The 25,121-nt window shown below is 63.5% G+C and carries 17 protein-coding genes; 2 read left to right on the top strand and 15 right to left on the bottom strand.

Annotation, left to right across the window (positions count from 1 at the left end):
* Window positions 1–34: 34 nt before the first annotated feature.
* The 3 genes from pbpC to HFRIS_RS10550 form a co-directional block, all read right to left on the bottom strand.
* Window positions 35–2,305, bottom strand: coding sequence for a penicillin-binding protein 1C (pbpC, locus tag HFRIS_RS10560; protein ID WP_006463322.1), 2,271 nt, complete (start codon window positions 2,303–2,305; stop codon window positions 35–37).
* A complete protein-coding gene (locus tag HFRIS_RS10555) occupies window positions 2,302–8,190 on the bottom strand; it encodes an alpha-2-macroglobulin family protein (protein WP_006463321.1) in 5,889 nt (1,962 codons plus the stop codon). The genes pbpC and HFRIS_RS10555 overlap by 4 nt, the downstream gene beginning before the upstream one ends.
* Before the next feature lie 103 nt (window positions 8,191–8,293).
* A complete protein-coding gene (locus HFRIS_RS10550) occupies window positions 8,294–9,175 on the bottom strand; it encodes a LysR family transcriptional regulator (protein ID WP_006463320.1) in 882 nt (293 codons plus the stop codon).
* 134 nt (window positions 9,176–9,309) lie between these two features.
* Here HFRIS_RS10550 and HFRIS_RS10545 point away from each other — a divergent pair, with 134 nt between their 5' ends.
* The gene (locus tag HFRIS_RS10545) at window positions 9,310–10,491 is read left to right on the top strand and encodes an MFS transporter (protein WP_006463319.1); all 1,182 of its coding nucleotides are present in this window, start codon (window positions 9,310–9,312) and stop codon (window positions 10,489–10,491) included.
* A 16-nt stretch (window positions 10,492–10,507) separates the two neighbouring features.
* Window positions 10,508–11,593, top strand: a complete 1,086-nt coding sequence (locus HFRIS_RS10540) for an SDR family oxidoreductase (protein WP_006463318.1) — start codon at window positions 10,508–10,510, stop codon at window positions 11,591–11,593.
* 97 nt (window positions 11,594–11,690) lie between these two features.
* On the opposite strand, the gene HFRIS_RS10535 is transcribed toward HFRIS_RS10540, so the two are convergent.
* The 12 genes from HFRIS_RS10535 to ispG form a co-directional block, all read right to left on the bottom strand.
* Window positions 11,691–12,221, bottom strand: a complete 531-nt coding sequence (locus tag HFRIS_RS10535; RefSeq protein ID WP_006463317.1) for a phosphoribosyltransferase — start codon at window positions 12,219–12,221, stop codon at window positions 11,691–11,693.
* A 50-nt stretch (window positions 12,222–12,271) separates the two neighbouring features.
* Window positions 12,272–13,585: an adenylosuccinate synthase gene (locus HFRIS_RS10530; RefSeq protein WP_006463316.1), complete on the bottom strand. Its 1,314-nt coding sequence runs from the start codon at window positions 13,583–13,585 to the stop codon at window positions 12,272–12,274.
* A gap of 3 nt (window positions 13,586–13,588) precedes the next feature.
* A complete protein-coding gene (locus HFRIS_RS10525) occupies window positions 13,589–14,749 on the bottom strand; it encodes an ATP phosphoribosyltransferase regulatory subunit (protein ID WP_006463315.1) in 1,161 nt (386 codons plus the stop codon).
* 292 nt (window positions 14,750–15,041) lie between these two features.
* Window positions 15,042–15,935: a protease modulator HflC gene (gene hflC, locus HFRIS_RS10520; protein ID WP_006463314.1), complete on the bottom strand. Its 894-nt coding sequence runs from the start codon at window positions 15,933–15,935 to the stop codon at window positions 15,042–15,044.
* Complete coding sequence (hflK, locus tag HFRIS_RS10515; RefSeq protein ID WP_039875267.1) at window positions 15,935–17,293, bottom strand: FtsH protease activity modulator HflK; 1,359 nt, start codon at window positions 17,291–17,293, stop codon at window positions 15,935–15,937. The genes hflC and hflK overlap by 1 nt, the downstream gene beginning before the upstream one ends.
* 89 nt (window positions 17,294–17,382) lie before the next feature.
* Window positions 17,383–18,507: a GTPase HflX gene (gene hflX, locus HFRIS_RS10510; protein ID WP_006463312.1), complete on the bottom strand. Its 1,125-nt coding sequence runs from the start codon at window positions 18,505–18,507 to the stop codon at window positions 17,383–17,385.
* A 39-nt stretch (window positions 18,508–18,546) separates the two neighbouring features.
* Window positions 18,547–18,786: an RNA chaperone Hfq gene (gene hfq, locus HFRIS_RS10505; protein ID WP_006463311.1), complete on the bottom strand. Its 240-nt coding sequence runs from the start codon at window positions 18,784–18,786 to the stop codon at window positions 18,547–18,549.
* 139 nt (window positions 18,787–18,925) lie between these two features.
* The gene (gene der, locus HFRIS_RS10500; RefSeq protein ID WP_006463310.1) at window positions 18,926–20,269 is read right to left on the bottom strand and encodes a ribosome biogenesis GTPase Der; all 1,344 of its coding nucleotides are present in this window, start codon (window positions 20,267–20,269) and stop codon (window positions 18,926–18,928) included.
* A 27-nt stretch (window positions 20,270–20,296) separates the two neighbouring features.
* The gene (bamB, locus tag HFRIS_RS10495; protein ID WP_039875264.1) at window positions 20,297–21,496 is read right to left on the bottom strand and encodes an outer membrane protein assembly factor BamB; all 1,200 of its coding nucleotides are present in this window, start codon (window positions 21,494–21,496) and stop codon (window positions 20,297–20,299) included.
* A 136-nt stretch (window positions 21,497–21,632) separates the two neighbouring features.
* On the bottom strand, window positions 21,633–22,277 hold the full coding sequence (locus HFRIS_RS10490) for a YfgM family protein (RefSeq protein WP_006463308.1): 645 nt from the start codon (window positions 22,275–22,277) through the stop codon (window positions 21,633–21,635).
* A 43-nt stretch (window positions 22,278–22,320) separates the two neighbouring features.
* Window positions 22,321–23,682 carry a histidine--tRNA ligase gene (gene hisS / locus HFRIS_RS10485; protein ID WP_039875262.1) on the bottom strand — a complete coding sequence of 454 codons (1,362 nt, stop codon included), beginning with the start codon at window positions 23,680–23,682 and terminating at the stop codon, window positions 22,321–22,323.
* Between the two features lie 163 nt (window positions 23,683–23,845).
* Window positions 23,846–25,108 carry a flavodoxin-dependent (E)-4-hydroxy-3-methylbut-2-enyl-diphosphate synthase gene (gene ispG / locus HFRIS_RS10480; protein WP_006463306.1) on the bottom strand — a complete coding sequence of 421 codons (1,263 nt, stop codon included), beginning with the start codon at window positions 25,106–25,108 and terminating at the stop codon, window positions 23,846–23,848.
* Window positions 25,109–25,121: the final 13 nt, after the last annotated feature.

Below are 25,121 nucleotides of genomic sequence, written 5' to 3'. Positions count from 1 at the left end.
GCCTTTTGCGTTTTGGGGACCACGAGCAAAGCGCCTATTTCTTTTGCGGCAAAGCGGGCCGCTCCACCGCCCCCCTCACCTCAAATCGCAGACTATCGAGCTCCTTGCCCGACGCATCCTGCAAGGCCAGCACATGCCGGCCCGGCCAGGGCATCCAGTCGAAACCGAGTTCTTCCACATCGCTCTGCTGCGATGAAGCAGCCACCTTCTGCGCCTTGACCCGCCCTGTTTGCATGACCGACTCCGGCATGCGTTTGCCATCCAGCACCCAGCGGCTGCCAGCCGGCGCACCCTGGGCGCGGAAGCGGATACGCTGGCGCGCCGGTGGGATGTCCGGGTCCAGCGCCACCAGCATGCCGGCGGTCGGATAGGTGATGGCCGGACGGATTTCGCGCGCGTGCGCGATGCGGATCTCGGACTGCGCCGTGCCGGGCAGGAAGTATTCGGTGCGGGCGGCCTCCACATTCTGTTCATAACGTATCGTCTGGGCCTGTACGCCGGCCGGCTTCTGCGGCGGGCTGCTGCGGCCATCCCGACTGCCGCCGCGGCCGCGTTCATGCAGGTACTGCATCACCTCCTGCCACACCGGTGCGGCGCCGGTCACGCCGGAGACATCCCACATCGGGGCACCGGAAGCATTGCCGACCCACACGCCGACGGTGTAACGCGAGGAATAGCCGACGCACCAGTTGTCGCGCATGTCCTTGGAAGTGCCGGTCTTGACCGCGGTCCAGATACGGGTGGACAGCGCATTCTCCAGGCCGAAGGTACGGGCGCGAGCGCTGCGGTCGGAGAGGATGTCGCCGATGATGTAGGCGGCATCGGCGTCCATCACCGGTACCGGGCGCGGCGCGGTGCGGGCGTCATCCAGTCGGCTGCGCAAGGGGGAATAGCGGCCCTGGTTGGCCAATGCGCGATAGGCATTGGCGAGGTTGGCCAGAGTCACGTCGGCACTACCCAGGGCCAGGCTGTAGCCGTAGTAGTCGCCACTCTCGCGCAGGTTGAAGCCCAGTGCCTGCAGGCGGCGGAAGAAGCGTTCCGGCGTGACCATCACCAGCGTGCGCACGGCGGGGATGTTCAGGGAAGAACCCAGCGAGGTGCGCAGGCTGACCAACCCCTTGTATTGCTTGTCGTAGTTCTGCGGGATGTAGAGTCCGGCGCTGGTGGCGAGGTTGACGGGGGAATCGTCCAGCAGCGAGGCCGCCGTGAGCCACCTTTTTTCGATCGCCAGTTCGTAGAGGAAAGGCTTGAGCGTCGAGCCGGCCTGGCGCTGCGCGACCACGCCATCGACATTGGCGGCCGCCGACAAGCTGCCACTGGAGCCGACCCAGGCTAGGACTTCACCGGTGGCGTTGTCGATGACGATGATGGCGCCATCCTCGATGTTGCGTTCGGCCAGGCCGGCCAGTTGATGGCGCAGGGCTTGCGAGGCGAAGCGCTGCAGGGGCGCGTCCAGCGTGGAGCGCACTTGCTGGCCGGCCGTGTTCAAGAGCTTGCGCGCCAGGTGAGGGGCCAACTGCGGTGCATCGCTGGCGCCCGGCAGGTCGCGTTTGGCGGCGGCACGGGCCAGGACCAGTTCGGTGCGGCCATCCATGCCATTGCATTGTTCGGCAGCGCCCTGCTCCTTCAAGATGGCGCAGGCGCGCTCGGCCACGCGGCGCGGGGTGGCGTTGGGGGCGCGGATCAGGGCGACCGCGATGGCGGCTTCACCCTGATCCAGGCCACTGGGATGCTTGCCGAACATGACGCGCGACAAGGCATGCACACCCACCAGCTCGCCCCGGAAGGAGACCAGGTTGAGGTAGGCCTCCAGGATCTGGTCCTTGCGCCAGCTGCGTTCCAGCGATTGCGCGATCCACGCCTGCGAGACCTTCTGCGTCAGCGTGCGTGCGCCGGATTTGCGACGCAGGTCATCATGGAGCAGGCCCGCCAGTTGCATGGTGATGGTGGAGGCACCGCGGGTCCGGGTATTCCAGAGATTGCCCCAGGCCGAGGCCGCGACGGCATTCCAGTCGATGCCGCTGTGCTGGTAGAAACGTCGGTCTTCGGAGGCGATCAGGGCCTGGCGCAGGGCGGGGGAGACATCTTCCAGCTTCACCCAGGCGAGCTTGCGTTCGTCCATGTTCACACGCAGGCGCTGCAGCAGCTCGCCGTTGCGGTCCAGCAGGCTGGCCTCGGAGGGGAGGAAGTCGCGCTGCACCTCGGCAAACGAAGGCAGCGCGCTTGCGCTGCCTGGCAGCAGCAAGGCCAGCACCAGCGCGCAGCGTACGGCGGCGCGGGACCAGGGCGTGCCGCTGGCGATCACGGTGCCGCCTTGACGACCAGTTTGGCGTTCGGCACTTCGCCAAACATTTCCGGCGCATACATGGCCTCCACCCGCGTAGGCGGCAGGTTGAATTCGCCGGCATTGTTCAGGCGCACGGTGTAGCTGATGCTGGTGCGGCCCTTGGGCATGGACTCGTAGTAGGCGCGATAGGCTTCGAAGCTGCGTTCCTCGTAGGCCAGCCAGCCCATGCCGCGATCACGCGGGCTGTCCTGCTTGCCCTGGGCGATGGCGGAATCACGCCCCAGGCCGGAACCCAGCAGGGTCGCGCCGCCCGGCACCGGATCGCTGACCACGACCCAGGTCATCTCGCTCTGGGCATCGATGTCCAGCGTCACCCGCAGCACATCGCCACGGGTATAGATGCCGGCCTGCTTCTGTTCGATGGCCTCGACCTTGCGGCTGATGCGGTAGCCGGCCGCGAACGCTTGTTTCAGGGGCACGGCGGCCAGGCTTTGCAGTGTGACCCAGGGCTTGCCATTGCCCTCTTGCGTGAAGCGCACATTGCCGCCTTGCGCATTGCCGTCGGGCCAGGGCAGTTGCAGCTTGCCGCCGCTGGCGGCGCTGCTCCAGGCCTGGCTCTGGGTGGCACCGGCGGCACTGGTGGCACTGGCAGCACTGTTGCCCCCACCCTGCTCCAGCGTGGCGCGGGTGCTGCCGGTGACCGGTTCGGATTCGAACTTGCGGGCGAATTTCTCCAGGGCCAGGCTGCCCCAGACGTTGGCGGTGGTGGTGCTCCAGTGCCCGCGCTGCTGGCGGCCGATGGCGCCGGCCACCAGACGCGGCAGGTCGTCGCGCCAGGCCGGGTTGTTCAGTGCCAGCAGGATCAGGCGGTTGGCATTGGCGTCGCCGCTGCTCATGAGCCACCACCAGTAGTCGCCCTCTTCATTGGAGAAGCCCATGCGCGTGCCCTGGAAGTTCAGACGGGCGCGCAGGATCTGGTCGGCTTCGTCGAGCTTCTTCTGACGTTCGGGGATGGCAGTGACTCGCTGCAGGATGGCGATCCAGTCCAGCAGGCCGGAGGTGGGCCACTGGTTGGGGTTGATCTGGATCGATCCGAGCATGGCAGGCTGCACGCGGTTGTAGCGCGACAGAGCTTCCAGCGCGGCCAGCTTGCGCACGTCCAGGTCCTTCTGCGGCGACCAGAATTCGCGCATCACCTTGCCCTCCACGAAGCCGGCCAGGCCGTCCAGCATCTTGTCGCGGCTGGCGGGCGGGATGGCATAGCCGGCCTCGTTGGTGGCCGCCAGCAGGTAGGCGGTGAGCGTGTCGCTGCCACGCCGCGCGCCGCTGTCGCTGGGCGGGAAGTAGTAGGCCAGGCCGTCGCCGTCGAGATAGGTCGGCAGGTCGGCCACGATCTTCTGCCACGCCGCTTCATCGCGCAGGCCGATGGCCTTGGAGGTCTTCTGCTCCAGGCAGGCAAAGGGGTAGTTGACGAAGTAGCGGGTCAGCGCATCACTGCCACCGGCCAGGCTGGGCTTGAGCGAGATGGCCAGGCCACCGCGTCCGGGGAGGCTGTCGGCCGGGCGGGAGACGCTGAGGGCGGCGCTCTTGTCCAGCTGGAACAGGGTCGCCTGCTGCACCGTCACCGGGACCGCCGGCACCACGCGCTGGCTGAACTTCATGGCGTCCTTGGCCTTCTGGCCGCCCTGCTCCTGGGCGCTGATTTCCCAGGCCAGCTGATTGATGCCTTCCGGCGTCTGCACCGGCCACATCACTTCGGCCGACTGGCCGGCCGCGATCTTGATGTCGCGCTCGGGCAGCGTCAGGGTGCTGGCGGGCGTTCCGCCCTGGGCGCGTGCGCTGACCTTGAGGGTCATGTCATGGGTAGTGGTATTGCGCACGGTGACGCTGCCGTTGAAGCTGTCGCCTTCACGCACCAGGGGCGGCAGGCCGGAGATGACCTGCACATCCTGGGTGGAGCGGATGCTGATACTGCCGGTCCCGAAATCGCTGACGCCATTCTCGGCAATGGCCACGATGCGGAAGGAGGTCAGTGCATCGTTCAACGGCACCTCCAGTTGCGCCCTGCCCTCTGCATCCAGGGTAACGTTGGGCTTCCATACCAGCAGGGTGTCGAACAGTTCACGCGTGGGGGCGCGACCACCGCCGCCACCGGCCGGTGTGGCCTTCTTGCCGTAGTGGCGCTTGCCGACCACCTGCATCTGCGCGGTGGAGGTTTCCACGCCATAGCTGCGTCGTTGCAGCATGGCGCGCAAGACATCCCAGCTGCCATTGGGCTGCAGCTCCAGCAGGGCTTCATCGACGGCGGCCAGGGCGAATTCGCCCCCGGCGGCCGGTTTGCCGTTGGGCAGCTTCACCTGCACTTGCACCTTGGCGATGGCGCGGATGGGATAGGTGGGCTTGTCGGTCGTCACCGCCACCTGCAGGCGATGGCCGGCATCGCCGATGTTGACTTCGGCGATGCCGAACTTCCATGCCGGCTTGGAGAGATCGACGATGGGGCCGGGCCCCTGATAGGTGCGGAATTCATGCCACCAGTTGAGTGGCTCCTTCCAGCCCCAGACGAAGAAGGAATACCACGGCACCTCGCGCATGCGACCGCGCACGGCCAGCACCGAGACATAGACATTGGGACCATACTCGGCTTTCATCGGCACGCTGATGGTGGGGTCCTGGCCGGACAGTTGCACCACGCGTGTATCGATGACGCCTTCACGCTCCACGGCAACCAGCGCGGTCGCGTGACGGAAAGGCATGCGCACCTGGAAGGTGGCGGTCTCGCCGGGCTGGTAGTTCTTTTTCTCGGGCAGGATGTCGATGCGGTCCTGGTTCTCGCCATCGAACCAGACTTCGCCACGCCCGGTGACCCACACCGAGGAACGGGCGGCAGCCGCATTGGCATTGCCATCCCTGGCGCTGGCGATCAATTCCACATTGCCGGCCTCGGAAAGTTCGGTGTCGCAGGTGAACATGCCGTGCTGGTCGCTCTTGCCGGCGCAAAGCTTGCCGAGGTCTTGCTTGCTCTCGTCGTTTTCATAGGCGTAGAAGCCGCCCACCATGCGCTTGCGGTGCGAATTGGTCTTGCGCGCCAGGCCACGGATTTCCACCGGCACGCCGGCCTGCGGCTGACCGGCGGTATTGAGGGTGACGGCGGTCAGCGTCAGCTTTTTCTTGACTGACACCCAGTTGCCCGTGCGCAGGCCCACCACCACCGCCGATGGCCACAGCGGCGTGACGCTGGAGATGGTCTGCACTTCGCCATTGGGGTCGCTGTAGGTCATCTCGGTGAGCAGTTCCTGCGGGCGTTGCAGCACTGGCAGCTTGCCGATGACGGCGCGACCGCTGCCGTTCTTGTCGAGGGTGACGGCGAGCTTGTCGGCGACGATCTTCTGGTCGTCGGCATTGCTGTCGTCATCGCTGCGCGGAGGGTAGAAGGAGAAACCGTCGTAACCCGCGATGTTCACCCCGCGCGAACGCAGCAGCGACGATACCCGCACGGCCTGGTTGGCCGCGCCACCGCCGTTGATGTAGTTCAGTTGCAGGTCCAGCGGCAATTCCTTGATGGCGACCTGGGCGCCCTTGGGCGGCGTGATGCGGCCCTGCATCAGCGGCAGGCGGAATTCTTCCACGCGGAAGCTGCCGGTGACGTAGCTGCCGCGTCCGTAGCCGTCTTCGGCCTCGTCCTCGTTCGCGCTGGCGCTGGTATCGACCTCGCCCTGGTCCAGCACCACTTCATAGGTTCCCAGCTTGGCTTCGCGTGGCAGGACGAAGCTGGTCTCGGCGCTCTTGTTGCCGCGCCAGGTCAGGGGAAACTGGTATTGCTGGCCACTGCCCAGATGGCTGATGCGCACGCGGGTAGGCAGGTCTTCCTTGCGCAGCAGGCCGAAGCCTTGCAGGGTCTCAGTGCGGATGACGTGCTTCATCGAGACCGTTTCGCCGGCACGGAACAGGCTGCGGTCGAAGATGGTGGTGGCGCGCACGGTGGCGGCGCGGTCCATGTCGGTGGGCAGGTTGAAGCGCCAGGATTCGATGCCGTCGTTCCACGACGTAAGCGCAAAGGCCATGTCCTGGCGGCCCCGCTCATCGGTCTTGCGGGCGCTGACGAAGAGGCCGTTGATGCTGTCGGCATTGTCCTCGCTGTAGGGACGATGGGCGCAGGCGTCCTCCAGTGCTGGCATCATCGCCACGCCATTGGCATTGGTCTTGCCCTGCCAGAGCGACGTGCCTTCGCAATTGGAGACGCGGATCTCGGCGTCGGCCACCGGTCTGGCGTCGTCCAGCCGGGTCACCCATACGGCGCCGTTGGCGCGGCCCAGCTTGACGTGGACGGCCAGGTTGGTCACCAACGCGCTGGTGCGCACGTACATGGGCTGCGGCTTGCCCAGCAGGGAGGCACCCAGTTTCTGCGATTCCAGTTCGACCACGTAGAAGCCGGGGTCCTTCAAGGGGATGCCGATCACTTCGAAGGGCCACTCGCCGTCCTTGGCCTCCTTCTGCGCGGGGAGGTCGAGCTTCTTCGCGCCCGGTTCCTTGGCCAGCAGGCTGACGCTGCGCGAATCCACCTTCTTGGGGTCGCCCCATTTCTCGTGATACTTGTTCAGGCGCGTGAGCCAGGCGATCACCGCCTGGTCGCCATCGACCTTGAGATCGGCCACCTTGCCGGGCATGGCGCGACCATCCTTGCCGCGCAGCTGCAAGCCGGCTTCGACCCGGCGCAGGGTCATCGGCAGCGTGGGATCGGCGTTGAGTTCGATGATGCCGAAGGGCGCGGCCGGGAATTTGGCCAGCGGCGGGAAATCGGCCAGGGCTGATTTCAGCGGGAAGGCGGCGGCGTTGGAGAGCGTGCGACCATCTTCGTCCTTGAAACCGGAAGGCAGGCTGATGCTGAACTCGGATTTTTCCGGGAATGGCGGCTTGAAGCGCAGTTCGCGCACGGCGGCATCCTTGTCGCCGTCCAGGGCGGGCTTGATCTTGCCGGTGCTGGCGTTCATGACGATCTGCTCGGCCAGATTGCGCGGCACCGGGGCCGAGAACGACAGGGTTACCGGCAGGATGGGCGAGCAGGCGGCATTGGCGTTTTCGCGCTGGCAGGAAAGGCTGGCCGTGAATTCGCTACGCACCTGGAAGCTGAAGACCTGTGGCTTGGTGGTAACGATGGCCGGTGCGGCCGCGGCGGCAATACCGCGATCCCAGACCAGCTTGACGTGCGCTTCATTGGGCAGGCGCTGCTGGCACTGGACGATGGTCACCGAGGCCGGATCGACGCCCTTGGCGAACTGCTGCAGCAAGGCCTTGCGGTCGGACTCACCGACTGCCTTGGTAGGGATGCGCTCGTTGATACCCTCGGCTTCGCAGTACAGGTGTTGACGTACCGAGGCTTCGGTGGCCGGGCCATTCTGATAGAGGATGAAGGCCTGGTCTTCAGTGATGCGCGCATCGTCATAAGGCTGTACGCGGCTCACGACCGGTCCGCCGGTGCTGAACTGGAAGCGGGTCTTGCCGGACACCGCATTGCCCGCCGCCGAGCGGGCATCGCTGCGCAGAGTGAAGCTGCAGCGGGTACCGGGCGGCAGGTCGCGTTCGAAGTCATAGACCCAGTTCTTCTCATCGGCCCAGCGGGCAGTGCCGGCCACGGCGCAATCGGCGTCGAAGGGCGAGGCAGCCTTGGGGTCACCGAACTTGATCATGGCTTCGGAGAAGCGCGCCCTTACCTGGCGGATGCGCTGGACTTCGCCCTGGGGCGAAAAGGTCTGCACGCTGGCAGCGGCGGCGCTGGCGGACGGCGCCGGCAGCAGCAGCGCGGCCCCCAGGGCGAGCGCAGCCAGCAGCAGGCGACGGACCTGCCGTGGCCAGTGGGTGATCCATGGGCGACCTGCAGCCCTACCGGTGGGTATTTGCTTCATCTTGTTCTCTCCGGATCAAGTTCGTGTGATGGCGGCCACAGGTCGTTTCCCCCTTGCGGCAATGTTGGCGCTCAGACTTGGTTTAAGGCAAAACGTTTCCGATTTAAAGCTTGCACTGCAAAAAATCGAGGAAGCAGCTGATGCGGCGCGACAGCTGGGTGTTGTGATAGTAGACCGCTGAAATCTTCTGGCGGAAGCCACTATCGTTCTGCGCCAACAGGCGCACCAGCCGTCCTGCCGCGATATCGTCGTCGGTCATGAAACTGGAGAGGCAGGCGATGCCCTGCCCCTGCAGCGCCAGATGGCGGATGGTCTCGCCGCTGGAAGCGCGCAGCGCCGGCCGGGTCTGGTAGCGGTCGCCGGCGTGGTGGCGCAGGGGCCAGTGATTGAGGATTTCCGGCTGCGAAAAGCCGATCAGCTGGTGCTGTTCCAGCGCCTCCACCGATACCGGCGCGGGGTGCCGCGCCAGATAGGCGGGACTGGCGACGATGTTGAGCCGCGCCGAACTGAGGGGACGGGCATGCAGGGTCGAATCCTGCAGCTCGCCGATGCGAATGGCGATGTCGGCACGCTGCTCCACCAGGTCGATGAAGCGGTCATTGGTGGTGAGCTCCAGTTCGATGTCCGGATAGGCCTCGCGAAAGGCGCCGACATGCGGGACGATACAGTGCAGCATGAAGGGCACGGCGGCGTCCACGCGCAGCTTGCCGACCGGCTTGCGGGTGCGCATGCGCACCGTTTCCTCAGCCTGCTCCATGGCTGCGAGGATGGCCCGGGCCTGTTCCAGGAAGGCACCGCCCTCTTCGGTCAGCTCCATGCGGCGGGTGGTGCGGGTCAGCAGGCTGGCGCCCAGTTTTTCTTCCAGCCGCGACAGCGCGCGGCTCACGCCCGAGGTGGTCTGCTCCAGCACTTCGGCCGCCGCCGACAGGGTGCCAGCCTCGACCACGGCGACGAAGGTGCGCAATTCCTCGGACTGGATATTCATTGTTGACTCCGGATCAAATATTCTTTGATTGTAACGGCATTTTTCTCAACAAAGACTGCGGGCACAATCCTTCACATCGCTGGCAATCCAACTGGAGAAGCCGGCCTACTCCACACCACAACAAGAGGATTGCCATGCCAATTGCACTTTGGGCGCTGACCATCAGCGCATTCGCCATCGGGACTACCGAATTCGTCATCATGGGGCTGCTGCCGGAAGTGGCCTCCAACCTGGGCGTGAGCCTGTCCTCGGCCGGTCTGCTGGTGACCGGCTACGCGCTGGGCGTGTTCGTGGGTGCACCGCTGGTGACCGCTACCACCGGCCGCCTGCCGCGCAAGACGCTGCTGATTGCGCTGATGGTGGTCTTCGTCATCGGCAATCTGGCCTGTGCCATTGCACCGGGTTACGCCACGCTGATGCTGGGCCGGGTGGTGGCTTCCTTTGCCCACGGCGCGTTCTTCGGGGTCGGCTCGGTGGTGGCCACCAGCCTGGTCCCCAAGGAAAAGCAGGCCTCTGCCATCGCGCTGATGTTCACCGGCCTGACGGTGGCCAATGTGCTGGGCGTGCCTTTCGGCACCTGGCTGGGCCAGAGCTACGGCTGGCGCGCCACCTTCTGGGCAGTGACCGTGATCGGGGTGATCGCCCTGGCCGCCACCGCCGTGCTGGTGCCGCGCTCGCAAGGCGGTGAAGAGGCTGACTTCGGCAAGGAAGTGCGCGTACTGATGCGCCCGCAGGTGATGCTGGGCCTGCTGATGACGGTGCTGGGCTTCGGTGGCGTGTTCGCGGCCTTCACCTATATCGCCCCGATCCTGACCGATATCAGCGGCTTCCCGCCTTCCGCAGTGTCGCCCATCCTGCTGCTGTTCGGCCTGGGGCTGGTGATCGGCAACCTGGCCGGCGGCAAGCTGGCCGACAAGCGCCTGATGGCCACGCTGCTGGGCAGCCTGGTGCTGCTGGCAGTGGTGCTGGTGCTGTTCGGCCTGACCAATGGCAACAAGATCGCAGCCATCGTCGGCGTCGGGCTGATGGGCATGGCGGCCTTCGCTACCGTGCCGCCGCTGCAGATGCGGGTGCTGGAAAAGGCCACCGGTGCGCCCAACCTGGCCTCCTCGGCCAATATCGCGGCCTTCAACCTGGGCAATGCGGCAGGGGCCTGGCTGGGCGGCGTGACCATCGACCACGGCCCGGGCCTGCATGCCGTTCCCTATGTGGCCGCCCTGCTGCCGCTGGCGGGCATCGCGGTGGCCCTGCTGAGCTGGAAGATGGATGGCAAGCCGGTGCAGTCGCCCGCCAGCCAGCGTACCGAAACCTGCTGAACTGATGGAGGCCCGCATGTCCCCGAACGCAACCCCACGCAAGACCGCCCTGGTGGTCGGCGCCCACGGCGTGATCGGCAGTCAGCTGATCACCCACCTGCTCTCCCTGCCGCAATGGGAGGTGATCGGCCTGTCGCGTCGTGGCGGAGAAAGTCGCAAGCAGGATCGCCTGCGCCACGTCGCCGTCGATCTACTCGATGCCAGTCAAACCGAGCGCCAGCTGGCGCCGCTGGAACAGGTCAGTCATGTGTTCTACGCCGCCTACCAGCATCGTCCCAGCTGGGCCGAGCTGGTGGCGCCCAACCTGGCCATGCTGCAGAACACGGTGGAGGCGGTGGAGAAGCACGCGCCAGGGCTGCAGCACGTGAGCCTGATGCAGGGCTACAAGGTGTATGGCGGCCATCTGGGTCCCTTCAAGACACCGGCACGCGAAAGTGATGCGCAGTTCATGCCGCCCGAATTCATGTTCGACCAGCAGCGTTGGCTGGAACAGCGGCGCATCGATTCCGGCCGCTGCTGGAGTTGGTCGGCGCCACGCCCGGCGGTGGTGGGTGGCGCAGCACTGGGTAATCCCATGAACCTGGCGCTGGCCATTGCGCTGTATGCCTGCATGTCCAAGGCGATGGGCTTGCCGCTGCGCTTTCCCGGCAAGCCCGGAGCCTATGACAGGCTGCTGGAGATGACCGATGCCGGCCTGCTGGCCAAGGGCACGGTCTGGGCGGCCACCCACGAGGCGGCCGCCAACCAGGCTTTCAATATCGGCAATGGCGACCTGTTCCGCTGGAGCGAGATGTGGCCCAGGATCGCTCAGTATTTCGGCATGGAAGTGGGGCCGCCGCTGCCGCTGAAGCTGGCCGAGGTGATGGCGGACAAGTCGCCCATGTGGGAAAGTATCGTCACCGCGCATGGACTGAAAGCGCATCCTTATGCTTCACTGTCGGCCTGGGAATTTGCCGATTTCGTGTTCTCCTGGGATTACGACATGTTCGGCGATGGCAGCAAGGCGCGCCGGCTGGGTCTCCATGAATACGTGGAGACGGAGCAGATGTTCTACCGGCTCTTCGATACCTTCAAGGAGCAGAAGGTCATTCCTTGGTCCTGATGCTCCTGACCCGCGCATCAGACAAGTACGACAAAAAAAAAGAGCTTGCCGCGGCAAGCTCTTTTCACATCTGAAGCATCGTTGGTGAAGACGATGCTCAGGCACCCTTCTTGATCCAGGCCGCCAGCTGGTGCGGGCCCAGACCGTCGTACTCTTCGAAGGGCTGGTGGATCCACGGATTGGTGGGCAGGTAGTCGATGTGGAAATCAGGTTCCACGACCGAGCAGGCCTTCCACCACAACACGGCACTCTTGATCTCAGTGACGGCCGGATAGTGCTCCTTCAGGTGCAGCATCACCTTTTGCAGGGTGACGCCGGAGTCGACCAGGTCGTCCACCAGCAGGATGCGGCCACCCAGGGTTCCCTTGGTGATGGTGATGTACTTGGCGATGTCCAGCGAGCTGCGGATGGTGCCGGCGGCTTCGCGGTAGGAGCTGGTCGAGAGGATGGCCAGCGGGACATCGAAAATGCGGGACATCACGTCACCCGGGCGCAGGCCACCACGCGCCAGGCACAGCACCTGGTCGAACTGGTAGCCGGATTCATAGACCTTCAACGCCAGTCGTTCGATCTGGCGGTTGTAGTCGTCCCAGGAGACCCAGAGGTCTTTATCGTCAGAGATCTTCATATTATTGATTGCTTCGTGTTGCTTTGTTACGTGGTACGGCGATGGCCTGATTACTTGAACGGGTGACGCAGGACGATGGTCTCTTCGCGGTCGGGACCGGTGGAGATCATGTCGATGGGCACGCCCACCAGTTCCTCGATGCGCTTGATGTAGGCACGGGCATTGGCCGGCAGTGCATCCAGCGACTTGGCGCCGACGGTGGTCTCGGACCAGCCCGGCATTTCTTCGTAGATCGGTTCGCAGGCTGCGGCTTCTTCGGCGCCGACCGGGAAGATGTCGACGGTCTTGCCGTTCAACTTGTAGCCGGTGCACAGCTTCAGCGATTCCAGGCCGTCCAGCACGTCCAGCTTGGTCAGGCACATGCCGGAGACACCGTTGATCTGCACCGAGCGCTTGAGCAGTGCGGCATCGAACCAGCCGCAACGGCGGGCACGGCCGGTGACGGTACCGAATTCATGGCCGACCGACGCCAGGTGCTTGCCGGTGCCGACATCGGTGGGCAGTTCGGCCGGGAACGGGCCGGAACCGACACGGGTGGTGTAGGCCTTGGTGATGCCCATGATGTAGTGCAGCATGCCCGGGCCGACACCGGCACCGGCGGCGGCATTGCCGGCCACGCAGTTGCTGGAGGTGACGAACGGGTAGGTGCCGTGGTCCACGTCCAGCAGGCTGCCTTGCGCGCCTTCGAACAGGATCTTGCCGCCGGCCTGATGGATGGCGTACAGGTCGCTGGAGACGTCGGTGACCATGGGCTTGATGCGCGGCACGTTGGCCAGGGCTTCGTCCAGGGTCTTCTGGAAGTCCACCGGCTGGGTCTTCAGGTAGTGGGTCAGGACGAAGTTGTGGTAGTCCAGGTTGGCCAGCAGCTTTTCGGCAAAGCGCTTTTCGTTCAACAGGTCGGCCACGCGGATGGCGCGACGGGCTACCTTGTCTTCATAGGCCGGGCCGATGCCCTTGCCGGTGGTGCCGATCTTGGCATCGCCACGGGCGGCTTCGCGGGCCACGTCCAGGGCCACGTGATAGGGCAGGATCAGGGGACAGGCGTCCGACACCTTCAGGCGCGAGCACACTTCCACGCCGGCGGCTTCGAGCTTGTCGATCTCGCGCAGCAGGTCGGGTACGGACAGCACCACGCCATTGCCGATGTAGCAGGCCACGCCTTCGCGCATGATGCCCGAGGGAATCAGTTGCAGCGCAGTCTTCTTGCCGCCGATGACCAGCGTGTGGCCGGCATTGTGGCCGCCCTGGAAACGCACCACGCCTTGCGCGTGATCGGTCAGCCAATCGACGATCTTGCCCTTACCTTCATCGCCCCACTGCGTACCGATGACGACGACATTCTTTGCATTGCTGTTCTGTAACATGACTCAACCCAAGTTTTTGATAATCCAGTTTCCATTGCTGAAATCGAGTGCGCGATCGCAATCGAATTCGTCCTGATCGTGTTCGTGGCCGGGAAGGCTTTGGATCACGATCTCTCCCGCTTGCCGCAATTGCGCTATTTTCTCACGCAGACCGGCTTCCCTACCCCAAGGGGCAAGAATGGCGCGTTTTCGTTCTGCGCCTGGCATCAGTCGTGCCAGTTCACGCAGGTCCAGGGAGAAGCCGGTAGCCGGCCGCGCACGGCCGAAGGCTTCACCCACATGGTCGTAGCGGCCGCCGCGCACCACCGCATTGGGCAGGCCCGGCACATAGGCGGAGAACATCACGCCGCTGTGGTAATGATAACCGCGCAGGTCGGCCAGATCGATGGTGACGGCCGCACCTTCATGGCCGGCGGCCAGTTCCACCAGGGCCTGCAGCTCGTCCAGCGCCTGGCCGATGCCGGGCAGTGCCGGCAGGGTGATGCGGGCGCGGGCGATGACGGAGATGTCGCCGTACAGGTTGGGCAGGGCCAGCAACGCGGCACGGGTGCCTTCCTGGAAGCCGGCGGTGATTTCCTGCAGGCCAGGCAGGTCCTTGGCCTGCAGCAGGCCGAACAGGTTGGCTTCCTGACGCTTGGCGGCGGGGTCATTGGCGATGATGGCGCGCAATACGCCCACGTGGCACAGGTCCAGGCGGATGGTGCGCATGCCGGCCAGGGCCAGCGAATTCAAGGCCAGTTCCTGGATTTCGGCATCGGCTTCGATGCCGGCATGACCGTAAATCTCGGCGCCGATCTGGATCGGTTCGCGCGTAGCATGCAGGCCGGTCGGGCGGGTATGCAGGACGCTGCCGGCATAGCACAGGCGGGTCACGGAAGCGCGATTGAGCAGGTGGGCGTCGATACGCGCCACCTGGGTAGTCATGTCGGCGCGCACGCCGAGGGTACGACCGGAGAGCTGGTCGACCAGCTTGAAGGTGCGCAGGTCGGTGTCCTGGCCGGCCCCGGTGAGCAGGGATTCAAGGTACTCCAGCAGCGGCGGCATGACCATTTCGTAGCCATAGAGGCGGAAATTGTCGAGCAGGCGGCGACGCAGTTCCTCGATCTTGCGCGCTTCGGAGGGCAAGACATCGGCGATGTTTTCGGGAAGAAGCCAGTTAGGCATAAACAAAAGTCAAAGCTAAAAAAACGGATACGTGGACCGGCGATATGCATTGCGACGGCCATCATGGCAATGGCGACCACGGCAATAACAAGCGGCCAGACGAAAAACCGGGGCGGTACAGGAAAAGCTGCCGCCCCTCTTCTTGCATCCCGGGAAAATTGCATCCCGGAACATTGTGTCCGACCAAAAAAGGAAAGATGCCCTCTACCAGCGGCATCCATCCTGTTCGCCCTGCCCGCTTCACTCGGAGGCGGCGCAGGAAGCTTCACATTATCGCCTGTTCGGCGGATTTTTACTTCTTTGCAGCGCTGGTGGTGTTGCCACCCACACCCTTGAAGTATTTGAAGAATTCCGAGCTCGGGTCTACCACCATCAGATCGTGACGGTTCTTGAAGCTGGCGCGGTAAGCCTCCAGGCTGCGATAGAACTTGTAGAAATCGGCATTCTGGCTGAAAGCCTGGGCATAGATCTGGGAGGCCTTGGCGTCGCCGGCACCGCGAATCTTTTCGGATTCACGATAGGCTTCGGCCAGGATCACCACGCGCTGGCGGTCGGCATCGGCGCGGATCTTTTCCGATTCGGCTGCACCGGTGGAACGCAGTTCGTTGGCTACGCGCACGCGTTCGGACTTCATGCGCTCGAACACCGAGGCGTTGATCTGGTCCACGTAGTCCACGCGACGCAGACGCACATCGATGACTTCCACGCCAATCTGCTTGGCCTCGTTGGCCACGCGGGCCTGGATGGCATCCATGACGTTGTTGCGCTGGCTGGAGATGACTTCGCGCACGGTGCGCTTGGTGATTTCATCGTTCAGCGCGGCCTTGACGATCTGCGACAGGCGGTCCTGGGTACGGCGCTCGTCAGCACCGAAGCTGACGAAGTACAGGCGCGGATCGACGATGCGCCACTTGACGTAGGCATCGACCAGCACGTTCATCTTTTCAGCCGTGATGAAACGGTCGGCGTCCGGGGTATCCAGGGTCTGGATGCGCTTGTCCAGGTACATCACGTTCTGGAACGGCGGCGGCAGCTTGAAGTGCAGGCCAGGCTCGTTGATGACCTGCTTGACCTCGCCCAGGGCGAAGACGATGGCCGAAGAGCGCTGGTCCACCACGAAGATGGTGGAAGAGGCCAGCCAGATCGCGACGACGGCGACGATGACGGAAGTGACGAGGCGGCCCATCAGCGCACCTCCCTTTCACGCGACTCACGGGGATCGCGGTTTCTGGTATCACGCATCAGCTCGGAAGAATACACAGTGTCGTTTCCTGCAGTCGAATTGGAGGACGCTGCGCCCAGCGACGGTTGGCTGGCCGCGGGCGCCTGCTGCTTGCCGGCGGCCGGAGCCGCGTCGCTGCCGCTTTGCTGGATCAGCTTGTCCAGCGGCAGGTACAGAAGGTTGCTGCCTGATTTGGCATCGACCATGACCTTGGTGGTATTGGCGAAGATCTGCTGCATGGTCTCGATGTACATGCGGTCGCGGGTGACGGCCGGGGCCTTGGCATAGGCTTCCTGCACCTGGGTGAAGCGCGAGGCATCACCTTCGGCATTGGCCACCACGCGGGAGCGGTAGGCTTCGGCTTCTTCCAGCAGGCGCGAGGCGGCACCGGAGGCGCGCGGGATCACGTCGTTGGCATAGGCCTGGCCTTCGTTCTTGAGGCGCTCACGGTCCTGACCGGCCTTGACGGCGTCGTCGAAGGCAGCCTGCACCTGCTCGGGAGGTTGCACGCCTTGCATGGTGACGTTGGTGATCTGCACACCGGACTTGTAGCGGTCCAGGATCTGCTGCATGCGCTGGCTCACGTCCAGCGCGACCTTTTCACGGCCTTCGTAGAGGACGAAATCCATCTTGCTGCGACCGACGATTTCGCGGATGGCGGTTTCAGCGACCTGGCGCACGGAATCGTCCGGATCGCGGTTGTTGAACAGCCATTCGGCGGCATTCTTGAGCTTGTACTGGACGGCGAACTGGATGTCGATGATGTTTTCATCATCGGTGAGCATCAGGGATTCTTTCAGCTGCTTGTTGCGCACGCTGCCGCGGTAGCCGATCTCGGCGGTACGCACCTGGGACATGTTGACGATTTCATGGCCCTGGATGGGGTAAGGCCAGCGCCAGTTGAAGCCCGGCAGCGTGGTGTGGCTGTAGCGGCCGAAGGTGGTGACCACGGCGGTCTGGCCTTCCTGCACGATGAAGAAGCCACTGGCCAGCCAGAGGAAGGCAACGATGACGGCGATGACGCCCACACCGATGCCGGCGCCCTTGACGTCGCCGCGATTGAAGCCGCCGCCACCGTTACCGCCATCGGAGCCACCACCACCCTTGCGGCCGAGCAGGCCGGCGACGCGCTGGTTGAAGTCGCGCCAGAGCTGGTCGAGGTCGGGCGGACCGTCGTTGTTGCCGGACGGTTTTTCGGGCCGTTTGTCGCCGTTACTTCCGTTATTCTGATTCTCGCGGTTGTCGTTTTGCGAACCACGTCCCCATTGGGGGTCGTTCAACGAAAACTTGACACCGATTTTCCTGAATAAAGACACAAGCATGCGTTTGCGATCCGTCTGAAGTGATGGATTAAGAGAATCAAGGAGGAATGCGCGCCGGGAACGTGCGAAAGGCCGTCCCCTCGAACGGCTCAGGCGTGCATGTCTACGGAATCGACTGGCGTGGAACGGCTGCGACCCCTGGCCTCCAAGGCGGCCTTGAGCGAAGCGGCGATCGCTTCGCGCAGCAGATCCAGGCCAGCACCAGACTTGGCACTGACGAAAACCCGCTGGATTTTACCATACTCGTCATACTCGACCGCCGGTTCCAGGCCGGCAGCGTCGATCTTGTTCCAGACCAGGATCTGGGGCACGTGGTCGGCGCCGATTTCCTTCAAGACCAGGTTGACCTCGTCGATCTGCTCCATCCGCACCGGGCTGGCGGCATCCACGACGTGCAGCAGCAGGTCGGCATGGATGGTTTCTTCCAGCGTGGCACGGAAGGCTTCCACCAGTTGGTGCGGCAGTTCGCGGATGAAGCCGACGGTGTCGGAAATAACCACGTGTCCCACCTCGCCCAGGTAGACGCGACGTGAGGTCGTGTCCAGCGTGGCAAAAAGCTGGTTGGCGGCATACACGCCCGCCTTGGCCATGGCATTGAAGATGGTCGACTTGCCGGCGTTGGTATAACCCACCAGCGAGACCGAGAAGGTTTCGCTGCGCCCACGCGCACGACGCTGGGTGGCATGCTGCCGACGCAGCTTGGCCAGCACGGCGCGCAGCGCCTTGACGCGCTCGCCCAGGAGGCGGCGGTCGGTTTCCAGCTGGGTTTCGCCGGGACCACGCAGGCCGATACCGCCCTTTTGCCGTTCCAGGTGGGTCCAGCCGCGAATGAGACGGGTCGAGAGATGCTGTAACTGGGCCAGTTCGACCTGCACCTTGCCCTCGTGGCTCTTGGCGCGCTGCGCAAAGATATCAAGGATCAGGCTGGTACGGTCGAGCACACGGACCTTGAGCACTCGCTCCAGGTTGCGTTGCTGGGCCGGTGACAGGGCATGGTTGAAGATGACCAGTTCGAGCTGGAGGTCGGCGACGGCGTCGGCGATTTCCTGTGCCTTGCCGGTACCAACGAAGAGAGCGGCATCCGGGCTGGCGCGACGACCGGTGATGGTGATCACCGGTTCTGCACCAGCCGATTTTGCCAAAAGGAAGAGCTCATCCAGACTTGCGGCGAAGTCGTTCTTGCCGAAGTCCAGGCCGACTAACGCGGCACGCATGTCAGAATGCCCACGGCGTCAAGCCGGCCAGGTAGACCATTATTCGTCGGACGAGGATTCGAGACTGAGGTTGACCGCACGTGCAGGCACGACGGTGGAGATGGCGTGTTTGTAAACCATTTGCGTAACAGTGTTGCGCAGCAGGACCACGTATTGATCGAAAGACTCCACATGGCCTTGCAGCTTGATGCCGTTGACCAGATAGATAGAGACGGGAACGTGCTCTTTTCTCAATGCGTTCAGGAATGGGTCTTGTAACAATTGCCCTTTGTTGCTCATGGCAGCTCCACGGTGTTGTTGTGATTAGGACTTGGAGGCACTTCAAAGAATATCAAGTGCTTTACCAACTTTATGCTATTCAATTTAAACGATTTTCGCTCCAACGCCAAAAACATTGATCGAATAGCAGGTTTACGATTTATTTTTCCTGCCGGATGAAAGGATTCTTGCCCGACTTGAACTCGATACGCAGTGGAGTGCCCACCAGAGAGAAAGTTTCCCGGAAGTGCTTTTCCAGATATCTCTTATAGTTGTCGTCGATGGCTTCCAGGGCATTGCCGTGGATCACCACCACCGGCGGGTTCTGACCACCCTGGTGCGCATAGCGCAGCTTGGGACGGATCGAACCCTTGCGTCGCGGCTGCTGGTGCTCCAGCGCCTCTTCCAGCGCACGGGTCAGGCGCGGCGTGCTCAGCTTGGCCATGGCGGCGGCGTAGGCCGAATCGATGGATTTCATCAGCGGGCCGATGCCGGTCGACTTCAGCGCCGAGATGAAGTGGAATTTGGCGAAGGACAGGAAATTGAGCTTGCGCTCCAGATCCATCTTGATCTGGTCGCGCTGGTCACTCTGCATGCCATCCCATTTGTTCACCCCGACCACCAGCGCCCTGCCCGACTCCAGCACGAAGCCGGCAATGTGGGCGTCCTGTTCGGAGATATCCTGCTGGGCGTCCAGCAGCAGCAGCACGACGTTGGCGTCTGAAATCGATTTCAGGGTCTTGACCACCGAAAACTTCTCGATGGCTTCGAACACCTTGCCGCGGCGACGGATGCCTGCGGTATCGATCAGGGTGTAGTGACGGCCTTCGCGCTCGAATGGGATCTCGATCGAGTCGCGGGTGGTGCCGGGCATGTCGAAGGCGATCACGCGCTCCTCGCCCAGCAAGGTATTGACCAGGGTCGACTTGCCGACGTTGGGGCGGCCGACGATGGCGATCTTGGTGCCGCGCACGGCAGCCTCTTCCGGCTCCGGCTCCTGGGCGCGCTGGGCTTCGATCTGGTCCAGTGCTTCCTCCACCAGATCGGCCACGCCATCACCATGGGCAGCAGAGATCACGTAAGGATCGCCCATGCCCAGTTCGTAGAAATCGGCCGTGACCGAGGTGTACTTCATGCCTTCGGACTTGTTGACCACCAGCATCACCGAACGTCCGCATTTGCGCAGGAAGTCGGTGATGGTCTTGTCGTGCGGCGTAAGCCCCTGGCGGCCGTCGACGATGAAGACCACGACATCGGCCTCGACCACGGCCTGCTTGGTCTGCTTGGCCATTTCATACATGATCCCGTCCTTGGCGACGGGTTCGAAGCCACCGGTATCGATCACCAGGAACGGACGTTCGCCGACCCGGCCTTCGCCGTAGTGACGATCGCGCGTCAGGCCGGGCAGGTCCGCCACCAGCGCATCGCGGCTGCGGGTGAGCCTGTTGAACAACGTCGATTTGCCGACGTTGGGACGGCCTACAAGTGCAATTACCGGTTTCATTTCTTTTCTTTAAGGGTCGTTCGTCACTTATTCAGCGACGACGGAGACCACTGTTCCTGATTTGGTTTGGAAAACGACAGACGACCCGGTCGAGACCGGAGGCGCCTGGATTGCGCTACCGTCGGTGGACAGACGCGCCACGAAGGCACCATCTTCACGCGACAGGAAGTGAATATAGCCCTGGTAGTCAGCCACTGCCACTGCCTTGCCCACGGCGATCGGGGCCGACAGCATGCGATTCTTCAGACGATCGTTACGCCAGATGACGGCACCGGTATCGCGGGCGAATTCGGTGACGGCACCGCCGATATCGGCGGCATAGACATAGGCATCGTCCAGATTGACGCCGACGTCACTGGAGAACTCCTTGATCCAGCGCACATTGCCATTCAACAAGTCGAAGCAACCGATACGGCCCTGGTAGGACGCGGCGCAGATATCACGCGAACCCAGCGCCGGCACACCGGACACATCGGAAATACGCTCCAGCTCGGTGGTGCCGCGCGGATCGCCGACCGGCACTTCCCAGCGCGGACCGCCGTTATTCAGAGCCAGGGCCGACAGACGGCCACCTGGCAGCGCCACGAAGGCAGTCTGCGAACCGATCGCGATGCCCGGCGCATTGCGCAGCGTCAGCGAGGGTACGTTACGCTGGACCATCCAGCGCTGGCTGCCGTTGTCGGCATCATACGCCGTCACGCGGTTGTCGATACTGCGGATGACCACCAGACCTTCACCCACTGCCGGCGAGGATAGCACTTCGCTGGGCGCCTGGGTGCTCCAGGTAGGCTTGCCGGAGGTGGCATCGAAAGCCTGGATACGGCCCTTCTGCCCCACCACCACCACGGTGCTGCCATCGGTGCCGACACCGGCGGTCAGGTCCATGTCGGTACGGCTGCGCCACAGGGTCTGGCCGTTCTGGGCGTTGATGCGAACCACGCTGCCATCATTGGCGGCGGCAAAGATGCTGCCGGCGGCGTAGGCCGGGCTGAACTGGAAGCTGCCGGATTTGCCCACCGAGACCGACCAGGCGGTCTGAACGCGCAGTTTCTGCGTGAATTCGACCAGCGGTGCCGGCGGATTCGGATCCTTCTTGCTGGAAAACAGCGAGCAGCCGGACAAGGTAACCACGGCTGCAACTGCAGCCAGCTTCAGCACCAGCCTACCGGTGCGAGGGGAACGAGCAAAGGATGTTGCCTGGGCAGCGGTGGCTGTCACACTACGCATATTCTGTTTCCTCTAAGCGATGAATGGATTCGCGGTGGGATTGCGGTTCAATTCCCGGGATGCTCTCCGCAACCCGGGCGGCAGGCACGACGCCCGCCGTGACGGACCTCATGCCGGCGCGATATCAGTCAGCCGATCAGGCCTTGGGCGCTTCGCCGCCGATGGCGTCCAGCTTGATCTGGATGAGCTGGCGACCGGGATCCTTGGCGTCGCTCTTTTCCAGGGCCAGCTTGTAGGCGGAGCGCGCTTCATCGCGCTTGCCCTGGGCCAGCAGCACATCACCCTTGCGGTCGGCGATGGCACCGGCAAACTGGGCCGGATAGTCGCCGGAGAGCAGCTTAAAGGCTTCATCATAGGACTTCGCATCCAGCAGCACGCCAGCCAGACGCACTGCGGCGATTGCCTTGTATTCCTTGCCGCGACCGTGATCGATCACCCATTGCAGCTGCTTCTTGGCGGTCTCGATGTCATTGGCATCGAAGGCCGAACGGGCAGCTACCAGGGCGCTCATCTCGGCGTAGGCCGTGCCGCTGAACTTGTCCTGGATGTCGCTGGCAGCGCGCTGCACCTTGGCATTGTCCTTGGCGGCGAACGACTTCTGCTGCTCTTCGTACAACACCGAGGCCTGTCCGGACTGGCGGGCCTGGTAGGTGTTCCAGCCGGTCCAGGCCGCATAGGCGGCCAGCGCGATGATCAGCGCCCAGGTCACCAGGTTGCCGTACTTCGCCCACCAGGCCTTGATGGAATCAAGCTGTTCTTGTTCTTCGAGATCGTATGCCATGTAACTCTGCGATTAGAAAACTGTGTTGACGGATGACGCTTGCTCAGGGGTGGTAGTGCACGTGGTCATGATCATGATCGTGGTCATGATCGCCGACGATCTGCTCCACGATGTAGTCGACCACGGCATCGAATGCCATGTTGCTCTGGTTGGCGCGCCCTTCCTCGGCGTTGCCTTCGCGCATGTGTTTGACGGTGGCAGTGCCTGCCTTGAGCTCGTCCTCGCCGATGATGATGGCGAAGGCGGCGCCGCTGGCGTCAGCGCGCTTCATCTGCGCCTTGAACGAACCACCACCATTGGACGATGCGCAATGTAGCACAACATCGAGCCCGGCAGTCCGCAAACGTTCCGCCAGGACGAAAGATTGCAGCTGGGCATCATCACCCTGGTGAACCAGATAGACATCGCACTGGTTGGGCGCATATTGCTCGCCGTTGGCCTTCATCAGCTCCAGCAGGCGCTCCACGCCCATGGCAAAACCGCAGGCCGGCGTCGGCTTGCCGCCGAACATTTCGATCAGCGGGTCGTAGCGGCCGCCGCCACAGACCGTGCCTTGCGAACCCAGCTGGTCGGTGACCCACTCGAACACGGTACGGTTGTAGTAGTCCATGCCGCGCACCAGGCGCGGATTGATGGTGAACGGAATATTGTTGTGACGCAGGATCTTCTGCACGCCTTCGAAGTGCGCGCGGGACTCCTCGCCCAGGTAGTCGAGCAGCTTGGGGGCGGCGTTGACCATTTCCTGCATGGTCGGATTCTTGGTGTCGAGGATGCGCAGCGGATTGGCGTGCAGGCGGCGCTGGGCGTCGGTGTCCAGCAGGTCCTTGTGCTGCTCGAAATAGGCGATCAGGTCGGCACGGTGCTTGTTGCGCTCTTCGGCGTTGCCGATCGAGTTCAGCTCCAGGCGGATGTCGGACAGGCCGAGGTCATCCCACAGGCGCTGGCACATCATGATCAGTTCGGCATCGATGTCCGGGCCGCTGAAGCCGACCGCCTCCGCTCCGACCTGGTGGAACTGGCGATAACGACCGCGCTGCGGACGCTCGTGGCGGAACATGGGACCGACGTACCACAGGCGCTTGGGGCCGTCATAGGTCAGGTTGTGCTCAAGGGCGGCACGTACCACGCCGGCAGTGTTTTCCGGACGCAGGGTCAGGTTGTCGCCGTTCATGGAGTCGGTGAAGGAATACATTTCCTTCTCGACGATATCGGTCACCTCGCCCAGGCCGCGTGCGAACAGCGCGGTCGGTTCGACGATAGGGGTGCGGATCTGCTGGAAACCATAGCTCTTGAGCACCGATTGCACGGTGTTCTCGAACAGCTCCCACAAGGGCGCATCGGCGGGCAGGATGTCGTTCATCCCTTTGACGCCAACGATTTTTTCGACTTTCTTTTGTTCTGACATACCGAATACCGGAGAGTGTTGTCTTGAAACTTCAATTCTGGAAGCTATCACCTGTCGCATCATTCATGCGAGCGGTCCAGCGCAAGTGGGCAAGTGTAACGCATGGCCTGCCGCCTCCAGCCACGCTGGGCGGCCCAAGCTGCAGCCCAATCCTGCAGCTCAATCAGGCATGGCTGCCCTGGCCATAGTGTGATTCGACGTATTGCAGCACCACATTCTGGAATTCCTCGGCGATGCGTTCGCCGCGCAGGGTCATCTTCTTTTCCCCATCGATGAACACCGGTGCCGCCGGGGATTCGCCGGTGCCAGGCAGGCTGATGCCGATATTGGCGTGCTTGGACTCACCCGGGCCGTTGACGATGCAACCCATCACGGCCACATTCATGGCCTCCACACCAGGGTACTTGCCCTTCCACACCGGCATCTGCTCGCGCAGGAAGGTCTGGATCTTGTCTGCCAGGTCCTGGAACACGGTGGAGGTGGTGCGACCGCAACCTGGGCAGGCGATCACCATGGGGGTGAACTTGCGCAGGCCCATGGTCTGCAGGATTTCCTGGCCGACCACCACTTCCTTGGTACGATCGCCGCCCGGTTCGGGGGTGAGCGAAATACGAATGGTGTCGCCGATGCCTTCCTGCAGCAGCACCGACAGCGCGGCAGTGGACGCCACGATGCCCTTGCTGCCCATGCCGGCCTCGGTCAGACCCAGGTGCAAGGGATAGTCGCAACGGCGTGCCAGTTCGCGATAGACCGCGATCAGGTCCTGCACACCGGAGACCTTGCAGGACAGGATGATCTTGTCGCCGGCCATGCCCAGCTCTTCTGCACGCTGGGCGTTTTCGATGGCCGAGGTGACCAGTGCTTCGTACATCACCGCCTGCGCCGACCAGGGTTCGGCACGCCCGGCGTTCTCGTCCATGATGCGCGCCAGCAGCGCCTGGTCCAGGCTGCCCCAGTTGACGCCGATGCGCACCGGCTTGTCGTACTTGCAGGCCACCTCGATCATCTGGGCGAACTGGGTGTCGCGCTTGGCGCCCTTGCCGACATTGCCGGGATTGATGCGGTACTTGGAGAGCGCCTGGGCACACTCGGGATAGTCGGTCAACAGGGTGTGGCCGTTGTAGTGGAAATCGCCCACCAGCGGCACATCCACGCCCATGCGGTCGAGTTGCTCGCGAATGGCCGGCACCGCTGCCGCCGCTTCGGGCGTATTGACGGTCAGCCGGACTATTTCGGAACCGGCGCGGGCCAGGTCCTTGATCTGGATCGCCGTCCCGATGGCGTCGGCGGTATCGGTGTTGGTCATGGATTGCACCATCACCGGTGCCCCCCCGCCGACAACGATCTCCCGCGCACCGTGGCTGATGATCACGCGGCGGCTGTTGCGGCGGGCCAGCGGCCCGGAAGCGATCGGGGAGGAAGACATGATAGGCAGACGG

Source organism: Herbaspirillum frisingense GSF30 (genome assembly GCF_000300975.2).
Taxonomy (GTDB): domain Bacteria; phylum Pseudomonadota; class Gammaproteobacteria; order Burkholderiales; family Burkholderiaceae_D; genus Herbaspirillum; species Herbaspirillum frisingense.
The sequence above is the reverse complement of the archived record's forward strand: the minus strand, read 5'-3'. Positions and strand labels throughout refer to the sequence as shown.